The organism is Enterobacter cloacae complex sp. CARB60, assembly GCF_036487345.1.
Lineage (GTDB): Bacteria > Pseudomonadota > Gammaproteobacteria > Enterobacterales > Enterobacteriaceae > Enterobacter > Enterobacter asburiae_D.
This window is the reverse complement of record NZ_JAZKLC010000002.1, coordinates 4,109,831-4,125,571: the sequence shown is the minus strand read 5'-3', so window position 1 is coordinate 4,125,571 and position 15,741 is coordinate 4,109,831. Positions and strand designations below refer to the sequence as shown.

The 15,741-nt window shown below is 57.3% G+C and carries 13 protein-coding genes and 2 pseudogenes; 5 read left to right on the top strand and 10 right to left on the bottom strand.

The features are described from left to right. Positions 1-7: 7 nt before the first annotated feature. Positions 8-685 (top strand): phage baseplate protein, encoded by a 678-nt coding sequence (locus V4835_RS20825; RefSeq protein WP_320703641.1) that lies wholly within the window; start codon positions 8-10, stop codon positions 683-685. A gap of 20 nt (positions 686-705) precedes the next feature. Here the strand turns inward: V4835_RS20825 and V4835_RS20820 are convergent, their stop codons facing one another. Together V4835_RS20820 and V4835_RS20815 are read right to left on the bottom strand one after the other, a co-directional pair. Continuing rightward, on the bottom strand, positions 706-1,932 hold the full coding sequence (locus V4835_RS20820) for a site-specific integrase (protein WP_320703642.1): 1,227 nt from the start codon (positions 1,930-1,932) through the stop codon (positions 706-708). 163 nt (positions 1,933-2,095) lie between these two features. Beyond that, positions 2,096-2,965, bottom strand: coding sequence for a phosphorothioated DNA-binding restriction endonuclease (locus tag V4835_RS20815; RefSeq protein ID WP_331413548.1), 870 nt, complete (start codon positions 2,963-2,965; stop codon positions 2,096-2,098). Positions 2,966-3,266: 301 nt separating this feature from the next. On the opposite strand from V4835_RS20815, the gene V4835_RS20810 reads away from it, so the two are divergent. Next, positions 3,267-3,722, top strand: coding sequence for a SymE family type I addiction module toxin (locus V4835_RS20810; RefSeq protein ID WP_331413546.1), 456 nt, complete (start codon positions 3,267-3,269; stop codon positions 3,720-3,722). A gap of 43 nt (positions 3,723-3,765) precedes the next feature. Here V4835_RS20810 and trpS read toward each other — a convergent pair whose 3' ends face one another. Next, positions 3,766-4,767: a tryptophan--tRNA ligase gene (gene trpS / locus V4835_RS20805; RefSeq protein WP_331413544.1), complete on the bottom strand. Its 1,002-nt coding sequence runs from the start codon at positions 4,765-4,767 to the stop codon at positions 3,766-3,768. Positions 4,768-4,966: 199 nt separating this feature from the next. On the opposite strand from trpS, the gene fosA reads away from it, so the two are divergent. Next, on the top strand, positions 4,967-5,392 hold the full coding sequence (fosA, locus tag V4835_RS20800; protein ID WP_163281779.1) for a FosA/FosA2 family fosfomycin resistance glutathione transferase: 426 nt from the start codon (positions 4,967-4,969) through the stop codon (positions 5,390-5,392). On the opposite strand, the gene V4835_RS20795 is transcribed toward fosA, so the two are convergent. After that, positions 5,378-6,385, bottom strand: a complete 1,008-nt coding sequence (locus tag V4835_RS20795; protein ID WP_262800273.1) for a LacI family DNA-binding transcriptional regulator — start codon at positions 6,383-6,385, stop codon at positions 5,378-5,380. The genes fosA and V4835_RS20795 overlap by 15 nt on opposite strands. 185 nt (positions 6,386-6,570) lie before the next feature. Between V4835_RS20795 and V4835_RS20790 the strand changes: the two genes are divergently transcribed. Then, a complete protein-coding gene (locus tag V4835_RS20790) occupies positions 6,571-7,659 on the top strand; it encodes a cellulase family glycosylhydrolase (RefSeq protein ID WP_331413540.1) in 1,089 nt (362 codons plus the stop codon). 50 nt (positions 7,660-7,709) lie between these two features. Then, positions 7,710-9,104 (top strand): MFS transporter, encoded by a 1,395-nt coding sequence (locus tag V4835_RS20785; RefSeq protein WP_331413538.1) that lies wholly within the window; start codon positions 7,710-7,712, stop codon positions 9,102-9,104. Between the two features lie 39 nt (positions 9,105-9,143). Here the strand turns inward: V4835_RS20785 and V4835_RS20780 are convergent. The 6 genes and pseudogenes from V4835_RS20780 to V4835_RS20755 all read right to left on the bottom strand — a co-directional run. Continuing rightward, positions 9,144-9,356, bottom strand: a pseudogene (locus V4835_RS20780) (alpha/beta fold hydrolase); the annotation flags it as partial. Positions 9,357-9,431: 75 nt separating this feature from the next. After that, positions 9,432-10,673 (bottom strand): hypothetical protein, encoded by a 1,242-nt coding sequence (locus tag V4835_RS20775; protein WP_047646544.1) that lies wholly within the window; start codon positions 10,671-10,673, stop codon positions 9,432-9,434. A gap of 125 nt (positions 10,674-10,798) precedes the next feature. Then, complete coding sequence (locus V4835_RS20770; RefSeq protein ID WP_331413537.1) at positions 10,799-11,620, bottom strand: alpha/beta fold hydrolase; 822 nt, start codon at positions 11,618-11,620, stop codon at positions 10,799-10,801. A gap of 30 nt (positions 11,621-11,650) precedes the next feature. Next, positions 11,651-13,269: pseudogene (locus V4835_RS20765) on the bottom strand (MFS transporter). Then, entirely contained in the window at positions 13,266-13,673 is a 408-nt protein-coding gene (locus V4835_RS20760) for a DoxX family protein (protein ID WP_063143232.1), read from the bottom strand. Before V4835_RS20760 ends, V4835_RS20765 begins: the two are co-directional and overlap by 4 nt. After that, positions 13,673-15,544, bottom strand: coding sequence for an amidohydrolase (locus V4835_RS20755; RefSeq protein ID WP_331413535.1), 1,872 nt, complete (start codon positions 15,542-15,544; stop codon positions 13,673-13,675). The genes V4835_RS20760 and V4835_RS20755 overlap by 1 nt, the downstream gene beginning before the upstream one ends. Between the last annotated feature and the right edge of the window lie 197 nt (positions 15,545-15,741).

The following is a 15,741-nucleotide window of genomic DNA, read 5'->3' as shown; positions in this document are numbered from 1 at the left end:
AAATAAAATGGCAACACCAGGAAGTTTAACAATCGGGGGCGATTCCTCCCGAATCAATTCAACTCAGAACAGTAATAACAGCAGCGCTACCCGTACCAAAGGTGAAAACGGATTCACCATTCTTGCATCGGTATATAACCCAGCCTCTGATAACTATATTCGTAACTATCAGGCGATAGTTTTTGATGCTGTGACAGATACGGGAGTTCGTAGACAGGCTGATATTACCAGTTATCCCGTTGAGAGCGGGGCTGAGGTGAGCGACCACGTTCAGATTAAGAATAATACATTCAAAATGTCTGGAGTAATCACGGAAACTCCGATCAGACTTGAGAGGGATTTATTATACAGTGCTGGTGTTAATGGTACGCGAATATCACAAGCTATCACCTATCTCGATCAAATATTTGACAGTCGTCAGCCCATCACATTAGTGACAGAACATAAAGTGTACGAGAATGTTATTCTCTCCGGCATCTCCTACGATTATAAATCTGAATACGCAATGCAATTCGATCTTGAATTTGAACAGATCAGGCTTGTCAGTAAAGCTACGGTTAATGTGATTGCAACTAAAACGCAGGGAAATAAATCTGTAGGCGGTACGGTGAAACAGAAAGTAGTGAACAATGCACCTAAGAAAACCGAGGGTGATACGGTTACTACGGAGTTTAAGAAAAAATAAGGGGCTTGCGCCCCCTTTTTTCATTGGTTCTCAATCTCTGGATAGCGTAGCAATTCGATGTACTCCTGTAGCTCAACAGGAGAGGCAGCATTCTTGCTGTACGTCTTGAAACTTTCTGTACTTCCACGCTCATGACCGAGTAGCAGCGCAATTCTATCCTCAACAACTTGATTTCTATCGAGTGTTTGCGCCACTTGGTGGCGTAAACTGTGGAAAACTTTCAACTCTGATCCCGCTTCGCCTAAAGCCTTTCGTTTAGCCCTCGTAAAACGCTGTGAATGCCACGTAGAGCGCTTTCCGTCTGCACGGTCAGTGATTGACGCACGATAGAATAAAAAGCCGTCGTGAGGCTTCTCACGTAGCGACAATACCAACGGAGTGATCAGGCTATGCACCGGAATAATACGGGCTGCTGATTTGGTTTTACCTTCGGTAACTTCGAAGCAGAGCACCCCCTCGATCTCCTTAATGTTGGCTGCTCGTAGTGAACAGATTTCATTAAGACGCATACCGCTATACATGCCGATCAGTGTTACATTCAGCATCTCTTCATCATCTGCCATTACAGCGAATACCTTCGCCAATTCTCCAGGTTCAAACACCTCATAGCTCACCTTGCTACTTTTGGCTTCCAGTGCATGACCACGCCAGATGTTTTCCTGTGGTGCATCGTGATATCTGTTACGAGCCAAATCCCAGATCTGAGCCAATGCACTGACGTAGTTTTGTATGGTCTGTGGTGCTTTCTCCGTCTTGAGCTTATCAAGCCAGCCTGTAACGGTGGTTCTGTTAATGTCACGAAGCTGAACATCGCGCTTTTTCAGATGTTCTAAGAGCACTTCTACGGCTTTGTTTGTCTTCGATAGGGTGGTGAGCTTGCGCTTCTCGCTGAACTGGAGAATGTACTGATCCCGCATCCTCAAGAGGGAAGGGCAACTCATTACAGGGGCGCTTAATGGCTCCGGCGCTTCATGTGCATACGTACCAACTTGACGTAGTTCATTGAGGATTTGCTCTACCTTCGAGCCTCGATCACGCTGCGGCTTTATCAGGTTACGAATCTTAAACCACTCCAGAGCAACCGCATCACGAAAAAGACGGGCTTCGCGCACATCGCGTGTCCCTGTGCTCTTCACGTAGTTATGTCGTCCTCCGAACAGGTGACGCATGTACTTTGGTATGGCGATCCTCACCAGATAGTTTCCGCATGGATCTAAAACTAAGTAACGATCTCTCTTGTAAATCATGCAAACCCCAGCTATTTTGTCAGGGCTTTTGCACTTGATTTTGAATAGTGTGAAATGTCGAAGTCTTTCCCTGTTTTTGCAGTTGATTCAAAGCATTACAGGAGCTTGCCAGGCAAGCGAACGACCGTAGAAATACGTGCCGGTTCGAGTCCGGCCTTCGCACTCACCCCCTAAAAACCTCCGTCCGATGCCACTCCACAAACCCCTCCCTTGGATAGTTCCCTTCCACCATCGGCAACGCAATCTGCTTCCCGGCAAAATCCCAGAACAGCTGCCCAACAATCCCGCCCCCATTCACCGCCTCGGACACCAGCACCCGCATACTCTCATCCAGCCCAATTGACCCCTTATCAAACGCCTTATGATGAATTGCACATAGCGCCAGTCCGTTCGGGATCTCACACGGTCCACCAAACTGCTTCCATTTAATATGCGCGGCTTCAAGTCCAACGGTGGCATTATCATGCCGCATATTGAATCCGCAGATTGCGCACTCGTAGTTATAAGCACGCAGCACCTGCTGACGGAACAGCGGATCGCGAACCTTACGGATCTGCTGGATATCAAAACCCATCTCATCAGCGATATCTTCCTGAATAATATCAGGAAAATGCGCTTCAAGGATCTGCTGCGCCAGCGAACCGATCAGATTTTTGTTCTTATTCAGCAGCGCAAAGTGTTCTTCATCAAACCCGCCTGCGACGTTATGTTCCACAAGTTCTTTAACGGGCGGCTGCTTACTGCCAGTGGTCGAACAAAACTCTGTATTCTTCAGATCCCAAAATCCGTCCCCTTTGAGCCGCCAGAAGGGCATATTTGGGTAATGCGCCTTCCTCTGTGGGCCAAAGCGTTCTAGCAGGCTAAGCAACTGTTCGTGGACCTCAGTACCGTAATCAAACAATCGCGCATGCCCCTGCTGATAGTTAGCCAGCACGTACAGAAGCAATAAAGGCTTATGCGGCGCACGCTGTTCGCCTTTGCGCCAGATGGTGATGTCGGCAATCGCCAGTTCGAGAGTTTTGCTGGAAGCCATCGCGTTACGGAAGAAAGTAAATAATTGCGATGATGCTCGCAAAACCCAGACCAATCAACCCGCAATCAACAAAAACATGACCTTACCGCAAAGAACTCTATTTCCTGAATCCCCCTCGCAAATTCCAAATTTACCCCACACCAAACCGCTGTATTTATATTCAGCCCTGTATAATGGTCACCAGAAATTACGCCAACCGGCGAAAGGAAGTATCAGAGAAAATTTAACGAGGAATTCGCGATATGAAGGTGCTGCAACACCCCCATACCGCTAACCACCAACAACTTATAGGGAGTTGAAAATGGCTGCGACGAATTTTAAGCCAGAGTTTACTGTTTGCAAAACAGAATCAGACGCTTTCACCGGCATGATTGAAAACCGCGAGCTGGTACGCAAAAACAGCGCCCGCCGTCTTCACGGCAACCAGACCAATGTGGCCCCCGTCCATCCCCGCGCGGAAACGCCGCAGGACAGCGCCGCCTGCTGCGAACTGTATGCACGCATAGACATGAAATACCTTCTGCTGGGCGGCGACTGGTTAACCCGTGCAGGCTTTATCAACGGTATGCCGGTAAAAATCCGCGCCATGAAAGACTGCATCGTGATTACGCCGCAGCATACAAGAGAATTATGGGGATGCCTGGAAGGGATGAGCGTGGTGAATATAAATAAACAGAAAGTCGCACAGTGGTTAAAAACGTTTCCGGGCGCGTTAAATGACACCGGCGATATTCCGGTGATTAAGCGCAACGCCTGATAAATATCCCGGCCCTGCGCCGGGATTATTATTTAATCTGCGTTCAAAACACCGGCACCCCCAGCCCAACCTTCACCTCCCTCAACGTCTCCTGCGTCACCCCCTGCGCCCGCTCGGTCCCGCGCTTCAGCATCGCCATCAACTCTCCCTTATCCTGCATATACATCGCCCTCCGCTCCCGCATCGGCGCAATCAGTTCCTGCAAACACCCCTCCAGCTCGTTCTTGCAAACCCGGTCACCCAGCCCGCCCGCCTGATAGTGCGCCTTCATCGCCGCCACTTTCTCCTTGTCCGGATGAAACGCGTCGAGGTAGGTAAACACCACGTTCCCCTCAATCTGCCCCGGGTCGCTCACCTTCAGGTGGTTCGGGTCGGTGTACATGGCGCTGACCGCACGGTGAATCGTCTCTTCGCTGGCCGAAAGGTGCAGCGTGTTGCCGAGCGATTTCGACATCTTGGCGCTGCCGTCGATGCCGAGCAGGCGGCTGGTGTCGCTCAGCATCGCCTTGCAGTGGCGCAGCACCGGGGCGGGCAGCAGGCTGTTCATCTTGTGCACAATCTCGTTGGTCTGCTCAATCATCGGCAGCTGGTCGTCGCCGACGGGCACGCACTCGGCCTTGAACGCGGTGATGTCCGCCGCCTGGCTGATGGGGTAGGCCATAAATCCGACCGGCAGCGAGCGGGCAAAGCCCTTCTGCGCAATCTCGTTTTTCACCGTCGGGTTACGCTCCACGCGGGCGACGGTGACGATGTTCATATACAGCATCGTCAGCTCGGCGAGGGCGGGCAGGGCGGACTGCAGGCAGATCGTGGTCAGGTTCGGGTCGATGCCGGCGGCGAGGTAGTCGGCCAGTACTTCGGGGATGTTGTCGCGGATCTTCTGCGGGTTGCTGCCGTTGTCGGTCAGCCCCTGCAGGTCGGCAATCAGCACAAACTGGTTGTGCGTTTGCTGGAGCGCCACGCGCTGACGCAGCGATCCGACGAAGTGGCCAAGGTGCAGCGGGCCGGTTGGGCGGTCGCCGGTGAGGATGGTGGGTGCGTTCATAAAGACTCCTTAATGTGCAGTTGCCGAAAGGGGTCTTAAAAATGTGAAAGCCGCCTTTCGGCGGCTATCTGAAAATGGGGAAAACTACTCCGTGCCGCCTTTAAGAAGGCAGCCACCAGCGGTTTACGGTGAGCACGGCGTGGTTTATGTTCATCTCTTTACCGTATCACGTCCGGCGCGAAAAACAAAAGGGCACGTCATGCTGCAATCACTCAACCACCTGACCCTCGCGGTCAGCGACCTGCAAAAAAGCGTCACCTTCTGGCACGAGCTGCTGGGCCTGACGCTGCACGCCCGCTGGAATACCGGGGCCTATCTCACCTGCGGCGATCTGTGGGTCTGCCTGTCGTACGACGAGGCGCGCCAGCACGTGCCGCCGCAGGAGAGCGACTACACCCACTACGCGTTTACCGTGGCGGAAGCGGATTTTGAACCGTTCTCGCAAAGGCTCGAGCAGGCGGGCGTCACCGTCTGGAAGCAGAACAAAAGCGAGGGGGCGTCGTTCTATTTTCTCGACCCGGACGGGCACAAGCTGGAGCTGCACGTGGGCAGCCTCGCCGCGCGGCTGGCGGCGTGTCGCGAGAAGCCCTACGCGGGCATGGTGTTTACCTCAGACGAGGCTTGAGGCGCGCACCTTCAGCCTGCCCGCCAGCGTCACGTGCGTGGCGGCATCTTCCTGATTGCACAGGTACTCCACCGCCAGCCGTCCCAGCTCGCTGTAGGGCAGCTGGATACTGGTCAGCGGCGGGGTGAGCTGCTCGGAGATCTTCTGGTCGTCGTAGCCCGCCAGCAGCATGTCCTGCGGGATGCGCACGCCGTTCACCGCCAGCGCCTGATAGCAGCCAATCGCCAGCCAGTCGCTGGCGCAGAAGATGGCGTCCGGGCGCTCGGCCAGTTCCAGCAGGGAAGCCGTCGCGGTAAAGGACTCGCTGAACTGCCAGTTGGTCTGGCGCACCAGGCCGTCGTCGCACGCGAGTCCGGCCTGTTGTAATGCCGCCTGGTAGCCCGCCAGACGCTGGCGCGAGGCCTCCATCCAGCTCTCCCCGGTGATGTGGGCGATGCGCGTGGCCCCGCAGGCGATGAGGTGTTTAGTGACCTGGAAGGCGTTGGCGTAGTCGTCTGGGATAAACGACGGCAGCAGCGGCGAGCCGGGGTCGCGCTGGTTGAGCAGCACCAGCGGAATGCGGGTGCAGTCCTGGAATGCCGTCATGTCCACCAGCGTGGTGACCGGAGAGGCGAGAATAATCCCGATGCAGTTGCGCTTCTCCAGCTGGCGGATGATGTTCAGCGCCAGCTCGATGTCGTCGCCGTAGTCGTAGACGGTGAGCAGGGTCTCGTTGCGCCACGCCGCTTCCCGCGCCTGGCTGATGGCGTCGATAAAGGGGTCGAAGCTCTGCATGGAGCTGACCAGCAGGGCGATCTCTTCCTGGTTGCGCGGGGCGTGAACGGCGGGGAGGCGGTCGTAGCCGAGCTCGGTGGCAACGCCAATCACCCGCTGGCGGGTATCGTCGCTGAGCTTGATGTTGCGGGACTGGTTAAGCACCAGCGATACCGTCGCCTGCGACACGCCCGCCGCCCGCGCAATATCGTTCATCGTCACTTTCGTTTTTCGCTTCATCCGTCCTCTCCCTTTCGCGACTTCGCATCATACCCTAACCGCGCGCTTTAGCGCCGTCGATCACGTTTCTCATTCATCGAAGCGTGAACTTTGTGAGGGGCATCGCTTTTCTAAACGCCGTGATTTGCGCATTTATCCCGCAACTAATATTTATTAGCTAAATATTATCAGTAAGAGGACGCGTAATGAAAGAGCAGTGGAGCAGGGAGCAAGTACAGGCGTGGTATGAGCAAAAAGGCTGGCTGTGCGGGTTTAACTATCTGCCGTCGACGGCGGTGAACTGGACCGATATCTGGCAGGCAGAGACCTTCGATGCTGCAACCATCGAGCGCGAGCTGGGCTGGGCGGCGGAGGCGGGCTACAACACCCTGCGCATCAACCTGCCGTTTATCGTCTGGGAGCACGACCGCGACGGGCTGATGGCGCGCATCGACCGGTTTCTGACGATTGCCGACGGCCGCGGGTTCAGCACCATGCTGACCCTGATGGACGACTGCGGCTTCTCCGGCGACGAGCCGTACCTCGGCCCGCAGAAGTCGCCGGTGCCGGGCAAGCACAATAGCCAGGCGGCGGCGAGCCCGGGGCGCAACAAGGTGTGCGATCCCGACTGCTGGGGAGACATTGAGCGCTATATCCGCGACGTTGTCCGCCAGTTCCGCGGCGATAAGCGCGTGCTGCTGTGGGATCTTTATAACGAGCCGGGCAACCGCGGCATTTTCGCAACCGGCACGCAGGAGGTGCAGTACGACGCGAAGCTGGAGACCTGCGCGCACGCGCTGATGAAGCTGGCGTTCCGGTGGGTGCGCGAAGAAGACCCGACCCAGCCGCTCACCGTCTGCGCGTGGCGTCTGCCGCCGGAAGAGGAGGGCGAGACGTTCTTCCAGCACCCGCTGGACCAGACCGCGCTGGCGCTCTCGGACGTGGTGAGCTTCCACGCCTACACCCACACGGGGCGCATGACGGCGATTATCCAGCAGCTGCAAAAGCTCGGTCGTCCGCTGTTCTGCACCGAATGGCTGGCGCGCCACGTGGGCAGCACCATCGAAGAGCAGCTCCCGCTGATGTACGCGGCGAAGGTCGCGCCGTACCAGTGGGGGCTGGTGCGCGGGAAAACCCAGACGTGGCTGCCGTGGCCGGTGGTGATGAAGGAGTCCACGGACTACTGCCGCCTGTGGTTCCACGACGTGTTCGAGGAGAACGGCATTCCGTTCTCGCGCCGTGAAATCGCATTAATGCAGCAGCTGCGCAAGATCGCCCCGAAAGTTAAGGGCTAATAATATCGACCCGGCGGACCACCGCCGGGCAACCAGGCAGGCATATAACAATGGCAACGACAATGAAAATACCGTCTCGCGAGTTGTGGTCTTATTTTGGCTATGGTTTAGGTCAGTGTTTTAGCTTTGGTTTAGTGGGTTCGTTTATTAACTATTTTTATACCGACGTGCTGGGGATCTCTGCGCTAGCGGCGAGCACCATCTTCCTGATTGCCCGCGCGTGGGACGCGGTTCACGATCCGCTGTTTGCCAGCATTATGGACACCATTAACAGCCGGTTCGGCAAGTTTCGCCACTTTTTGCTGATCGCGCCGCTGCTGATCACCGGCGTCACGCTGCTGTCGTTCTATAAAATCGAAGCGGACATGACCACCAAAATCCTCTACGCCGGGGTGACTTACATCCTGTGGGGGACGCTGTACGCCATCTCCGATATCCCGTTCTGGTCGATGTCGTCGGTGATGACCAACGACTCCGCCCAGCGCACCCGCGCGGTGACGGCGGCGATGCTCGGGGTCAACGCGGGGATCGCCTGCGCCAACATCTTCTTCCCGAAGCTGGCGGCGTTCTTCGCCCAGTACAGCAACGATAAAGGCTACTTTATGGCGGCGCTGGTGATGATGCTGGTGGGCCTGCCGCTGATGCTCAACGGCTTTATGCAGATCAAAGAGCGCGTGCCGCCGAGCCCGGAAAAGGTGACCATCCGCGATACCTTCCACAACCTACGTCAGAACAAGCCGCTGTTTATCGTCCTGCTGTCGTTCTTTTTCTGCGTGTTCCATAACGTGGCGGGCGGACTGTATATCTACTTCTTTATCAACAACCTGGGCGACGGCAGCATGCAGATGGCGATTGGCGTGATGGGGATCGTGGCGGCGGTGCTGTGCCTGGTCGCGCCGATGCTGACGCGGCGGATGCAGAAGCGGAAGCTGTTTATGATCCTCTGCGGGCTGGACGTGGCGGTGCGCGTGGTGATGTGGTTTGTCGGGTATCAGCAGGTGACGATGCTGTTTATTCTGCTCGGCCTGAGCACGCTGTTCGTGATGATGACCAACATCCTCACCTCGTCGATGATTGCCGACACCATCGAGTACGCGGAGTACCACACGAACAAGCGCTGCGCGGCGATCACCTTCTCCGGGCAGACCTTTACCGGCAAGATGTCGGTGGCGGTGGGCGGCGGGTTAATCGGGGTGTTTCTGACGATGATTGGCTACGTGCCGCAGGCGCAAATCCAGAGCGAAGGCGTGCTGTCGGGGCTGTTCTTCGGGATTTGCCTGCTGCCGGCGATTGGGTCGCTGATCCGCATCGTGTTTATGTCGCGCTTTACCTTTACCGAGGAGAAGCATGCGGAGATTTGTCGGCTGCTGGCGGAGCGGAACGCGTCTGCGAAAGCGCCGGGTGGCGGCTGCGCCTTACCCGGCCTACAAAATCAGCCCTTGTAGGCCTGATAAGCGAAGCGCCATCAGGCTTCGCGTAATGACTTACAGCGACTTCACAAACGCCAGCAGATCTTCGTTGAGCTGGTCCTGGTGGGTCAGCGCGAAGCAGTGCGGCGCGTTATCGTACACCTTCAGCGTGGCGTTTTTGATCGTCTCTGCCGCCAGCTTGCCGGTGGTTTCAAACGGCACGATCTGGTCGTTGCTGCCGTGAATCACCAGCGTCGTCACGTCGAATTTGGCCATAACGCGTTGAGCCCGGGCAGAAGCATGATCCTCCGCTTACGGTGAATTGATTAAGTAGCGCCCGCGCTGCGGGCGTTTCTTAAAAAGCTACTTGATATCATGAAGCAACTTTAATAAAAGGCTATCACCGGTAGATTTAATTTTCTGAAAATAAACAGGTTCAGCTATAGGCGAATCCCATTGGTGTATCTCATCCTTCTTAAACGGGATACATTTCATAGCGGTGTTTTTTAACCGTTTTATGCGAAGGTCATATTCGTCAAAGTTGTCTGGCGTAGTTTTCAGGCTCAGCGATCTGGCATGATTGATTTGCGTAGGGCAAATAAGCTGAATGTTTCCAAGCGAGAAAATGTTTACGCCGGTGATAAAGAATCTCGAAGGGATATCTTTATAGTAACGTGTGTTCCATGTTAAACCATCAAACATCGCTGGCGGGTGAGTGTGAGTATCTATGTAATATTGATGTGTGCGCCAGTCGCTAATGCCGGAAAGGTTCATGGTCATGTTAATGATCATATTGGGGGTGGGGCGGAAAATCATTGTCAGGACAAGCATGCTGACAGGAATAATGATTAGTGTATAAATGATTATTTGCAATAAATTTTTATTTTTCTTTTCGTTTATCAGGATCATTCCTGGGAAGATACCCACAATAATCATCGCGACCGAGAGTGCAAGGAAAATGATAACCTGTAAGAACGTATTACTTTCTTCGTTAAAATCTAGCTGACCCGCGATAAAAATGAGTGGGAAGATTTGTGTAAAAGCAGGGGCAATCAATAATAGAGGCAGCCAGTTCCTGACGGCGTTTTTCTGCAAATATTTTACATCACGCGTATCATCAACATCCTTATATGACTGAACGTTGAACATAAGCTTGTAGCATAAGCCATACGATGCGGCCAGTATTATTGCTATCGCTAAGGCAAGAACGATAAAACCATTTACATGCAGAAAAAATTGTAAGCAGAACGCTCCGATAAGCACAACGCACATCACAACGCTATTACCAAAACAGACTGAGGTAAAGCTATGTGTCAAACCTTCGTATTTAACAAACTCTTTCTCATGTGCGGTGTAAATTAAGTAAGCAAGGAAAGATGAGATAAAAATGACAAGGCTGAAGCCAAGTAGTGAGACAAGGGTAAACCCAAATATTATTCCTACTGCACTACTCACGCTCAATGCATCATATAAAATATCAAGCCGGTCAATATTCGCAAGATAGAACCATATAACGCTAAATGTACAGGCTGTGACAAATGAAGAGGATGTTAAAATAGCGATGATAAACTTTCGAGTTAGCCGCTTATGAAACTGGATATTCATCTTATGTAGTCTCCCTTTGAAATGAAGGAATACTAGTCACAAGGGAGAGGGAGTTCTACGCTCAAATTTGGTATGTCCGGAAGTGCATATTCAGGCTGACGCCTTCTGGCGTCAGCCCAGGGAACTTACAGCGACTTCACAAACGCCAGCAGGTCTTCGTTGAGCTGGTCCTGGTGGGTCAGCGCGAAGCCGTGCGGCGCGTTGTCGTACACCTTCAGCGTGGCGTTTTTGATCATCTCTGCCGCCAGCTTGCCGGTGGTTTCAAACGGCACGATCTGGTCGTTGCTGCCGTGGATCACCAGCGTCGGCACGTCGATTTTCGCCATATCCGGGCGGAAGTCGGTTTCGCCGAACGCGGTCACGCAGTCGATGGTGCCCTTCAGCGACGCCAGCAGGGCGATGTTCAGCGTCTGGGTCAGCGCACCGGCAGAGACGGTCTGCCCGGCGTTGATGCCGTAGAACGGCGTCGCGAAGTCGCTGATGAACTGGGCGCGATCTTTACGCAGCCCGTCGCGAATGCCGTCGAACACGCTCTGATCCACGCCCTGCGGGAAGGTATCGGATTTACCGAAGATCGGCGTCACCGCGCCCAGCAGCGCCAGACCGGCCACGCGCGCGCTGCCGTAGTTGTTGATGTAGCGCGTCACGTCGCCGCCGCCCATGGAGAAGCCCACCAGCGTCACGTCCTGCAGGTCCAGGGTGGTAATCAGGTCGTTGATGTCGGACGCAAAGGTGTCGTAGTCGTAGCCGTTCCACGGCTGATCCGAGCGGCCAAACCCGCGACGGTCAAAGGCGATGGCGCGGAAGCCGCGCTCCGCCAGGTAGTTCAGCTGGCTGTCCCACATGTCGCCGTCCAGCGGCCAGCCGTGGCTGAAGAGAACCGGTTTGCCCGCGCCGCCGTCCTTGTAGTAAATCTGCGTGCCGTCTTTTGCCTTAAACGTTGCCATAGTGTGTTCCTGTGCAGGTGATGGTTAGGGTTATACCGGCGCGACCAGGTAGCGAATAGCCGGTGATGTTGTGCCCTGATGAAAAGCCAGAACGCGGCTCTGCAGCAGGAGGTCATTCATGGTGTGGCGCTCCTGCTGGCGCAGATGCTCAATCCACGAGCCCATCAGGAAGGTCTCGATAAACAGGCCGGGACGCTCAATATCCTCGTACACCGCCCAGCTCATCGCCCCGGCGCGGCGGCGTACCCGGCGCAGCTCGTGAACCGCCTCCAGGAAGGCCTTGGTGTTCTGCGGGTCGATGATGTACTCGTGCGACACCAGCACCGGGCCGCGCTCGTTCGGCAGGTCAATCTCCACGCCGTCCAGCGGCTGGCCGCTGAGGTCGAGGTTCAGGTCCGGATCTTTTCCCAGCTTCCAGCGGAACACCGTCGCGCTCGCCAGCACCATCCCCAGGGTGGCGACCACCAGCGAGGTCGGGGTGCCGAACCGGGAAGCGATCTGCCCCCAGATGGCGCTGCTGCGGTCATCGAGCCGAAGAACACCGTCAGGTAGACCGCCAGCGCGCGGGCCTTCACCCAGCGGGCGGCGCTGCGCTGCGCGCCGAGATTAAGGGTGGAGAGCACCGCAATCCACGCGAAGCCGGTGAAAAACTCAAACAGGTTGAGCAGCCAGACGTGGCGCACGAACGCCAGCGCCAGCATGGTGAGGGCAAACGTCAGGCTGGCGGCCACCATCAGGCGGTCGGCGTTCAGCCGCTGGCGCAGGCGCGGCAGCAGGATAGCCCCGGCAATCGCCCCCAGGCCAATGCACGCCAGCATCACGCCGTAGCCCGCCGGGCCCAGGCCCAGCTCGCGGCGCGCCACCAGCGGCAGAAGCGCCCAGCCCGCGCTGCCGAAAACGAAGAAGGCCACGGTGCGCACCAGCACGTTGCGCAGCACCGGCGCGGCGTGCACGTAGCGAATCCCGGAGCGCACCGCGGAGAAGAAGTGCTCCGGCGGCAGACGCTGCACGGACGGCGCCGGACGCCAGCGCCACAGCACCCACGCCACGCCGACCACGGACAGCGCGTTGAGGGCAAACACCATCCACGGTCCGGCGAGCGACAGCAGGAAACCGCCCAGCGCGGGGCCAATCGCCCGGCTGATGTTTACCCCCAGCGAGTTCAGCGCCACGGCGGCGCCCAGCTCCGGCTTGCTCACCAGATCGGGCACCACGGCCTGGAACGGCGGCGAGCTCATCGCCGCGCCCACGCTCAGCAGGAACGTCGCCACCAGCAGAACGGCGGGGGTAACGTGTCCGGTGAAGGAGAGCACCGTCAGCCCGGCGGCGGCGATGAACACCCACAGCTGGGAGAAGAGCAGGTATTTACGTCGGTCGACGATGTCCGCCATCACCCCGGACGGCAGGGCGAAGAGGAACATCGGCAGGCTGCTGGCCGCCTGCACCAGCGCGATATCTAAAGGGTCGGCGCTCAGGGTCAGCATGCTCCAGTTGATGCCGACGTCGCTCATCCATGAGCCGACGTTAGAGACCACCGTGGCGATCCACAGCATGCGGAACACCGGCTGGCTCAGCGGCTGCCAGGGCGAAACCGTCGATGCGGGCGTCGTCTCGACGTGTGCGTCGCGAACGTCGTTAACCTGGGTCATGCGAACCTCTCCGCTGCCTTACGCTGCAGCCGCCACTGGCCCGGCCCGGTGAGGGCAAGGGTGGTGAAGATAATCAGCAGCAGCCAGCCAAACTGCCCTTCGGCAATCGACCAGTTGGGGTGGACCGCCAGCATCGCCACCAGCAGCACGGCGATAATCGGCAGGCACGCCAGGCGGGTGTACACGCCCGCAATGATAAACAGCGGGCAAACCACTTCGGCGACAATCGCCGGGATCAGGCTGGCGTAAGGCCCGAAGCCGAACGGATCCTCAATGCGCGTCAGCTCTTCGCTGAAGTGCAGCACCTTCGGCAGGCCGTGCACGTACAGCAGCAGCAGGCTGCCGGTCAGGCGCAGGAAGAACAGCCCCAGGTCGACCCGGGGCGGGGTAAAAGTGTTTTTCATCAGAATGCAAAGCAGCTGCAGCCCAGCGCCCCCCAGAAAGCGTTATCGTCGGACACCGGCATCTCTGACGTGCGGGCGAAATCATGCTGGTGGCTGTGAACCCCGCACGGGCCGCTGCAGTGGTGGACGGCGCTCATGCCGACGCGTGCGGCCTGCGGCGGCGCGCTGCGGTAGTGGCCCGGCACCTTGACCACCGGCGACCACTCGGGCAGAACCGGAATGGAAGGCGGCGCGAGCGGGCCAAAGCTGCCTGCGGCGTAAACGATGTCGCCGTTGACCACCGTTAGGACGGACTCGATGCCCTTGATCTCCTCTTCCGGCACGCGGAAGTAGTCTTTGCTCAGCACCGCCAGATCGGCAAGCTGGCCGATCTTGATCTGCCCCTTCTGGTTCTGCTCGCTGGAGAACCACGCGCTGCCCTGGGTCCAGAGCATCAGGGCGGTATCGCGGTCCAGACGGGCGCTGTGGTCGTACATCTGCATCCCGCCGACGGTGCGGCCGGAGACCAGCCAGTAGAGCGCGGTCCACGGGTTGTAGCTCGCCACGCGGGTGGCGTCCGTCCCTAAGCCCACCGGCACGCCGGTCTCGAGCATTTTCGCCACCGGCGGCGTGTGGCGGGTGGCTTCGATGCCGTAGCGCTCGGCAAAGTATTCCCCCTGGAAGGCCATGCGGTGCTGGACGGCAATGCCGCCGCCCAGTTCTTTGATGCGGTCGATGTTGGCCTGGGTGACGGTTTCCGCATGGTCGAAGAACCAGTGCAGGCCGTTGAACGGAATGTCGCGGTTCACCTTCTCGAACACGTCCAGCATGCGGCTGATGGATTCGTTATAGGTGGCGTGCAGGCGGAACGGCCAGCGGTGCTCCACCAGATGGCGCACCACGCGCTCCAGCTCGTCCTCCATGCCCGGCGCGAGGTCCGGGCGCGGCTCGAGGAAGTCTTCAAAATCGGCGGCGGAGAAGACCAGCATCTCGCCCGCGCCGTTGTGGCGGAAGAAGTCGCTGCCCTGGCCCGGCGTGAGCATGTCGGTCCATTTTTCAAAGTCTTCCAGCTCGTGACCCGGACGCTGGGTAAACAGGTTGTAGGCGATGCGGATGGTCATCTGCTTTTTCTCGTGCAGTTCGGCAATCACCTTGTAATCTTCCGGGTAGTTCTGGAAGCCGCCGCCCGCGTCGATGGCGCTGGTCAGCCCCAGGCGGTTCAGCTCGCGCATGAACTGGCGCGTGGAGTTGACCTGCTGCTCCAGCGGCAGCTTCGGCCCTTTCGCCAGCGTGGCGTAGAGGATCATGGCGTTCGGACGGGCAATCAGCATCCCGGTCGGGTTGCCGTTGGCGTCGCGCTGGATCTCCCCGCCCGGCGGGTTCGGCGTGTCTTTGGTGTAGCCGACCACCTTCAGCGCGGCGCGGTTGAGCAGGGCGCGGTCGTACAGGTGCAGGATGAAGACCGGGGTGTCCGGCGCGGCGTCGTTGATTTCGTCCAGGGTCGGCATGCGGCGCTCGGCGAACTGGAACTCGGTCCAGCCGCCCACCACGCGCACCCACTGGGGCGATGGCGTGCGCAGGGCCTGCTCTTTCAGCATCCGCAGGGCGTCGGCCAGGGACGGCACGCCCTCCCAGCGCAGCTCGAGGTTGTAGTTCAGCCCGCCGCGGATCAGGTGCAGGTGCGAGTCGTTCAGGCCGGGGATGGCGGTGTGGCCTTTCAAATCCACCACTTTGGTGCCGTCGCAGTGGTGTTGCATCACCTCGGCGACGGTACCCACTTCCAGAAATTTTCCGTCGCGCACGGCAACGGCTTCCGCGACGGGGTTTTCGCGATCGACGGTGTGAAACTGGCCGTTAACCAGAATGAGATCGGCTTTACCGAGGGTAACCATAAACTGCTCCTGACTGAGAGGGGAATGGTCAGGATTATGGGAACCGGTTTCGGCAAAGATCCAGTTATACAATAGGATAGGTATACCAAAGTATAACTATACCTAAGGTTAACTATACGAAGAGATAATTACGCCCAGGGACGGAAAACCGCAGGATGAGAGTGATTTTATCGTCGCGGCGCTCGCGGCGATTTCAC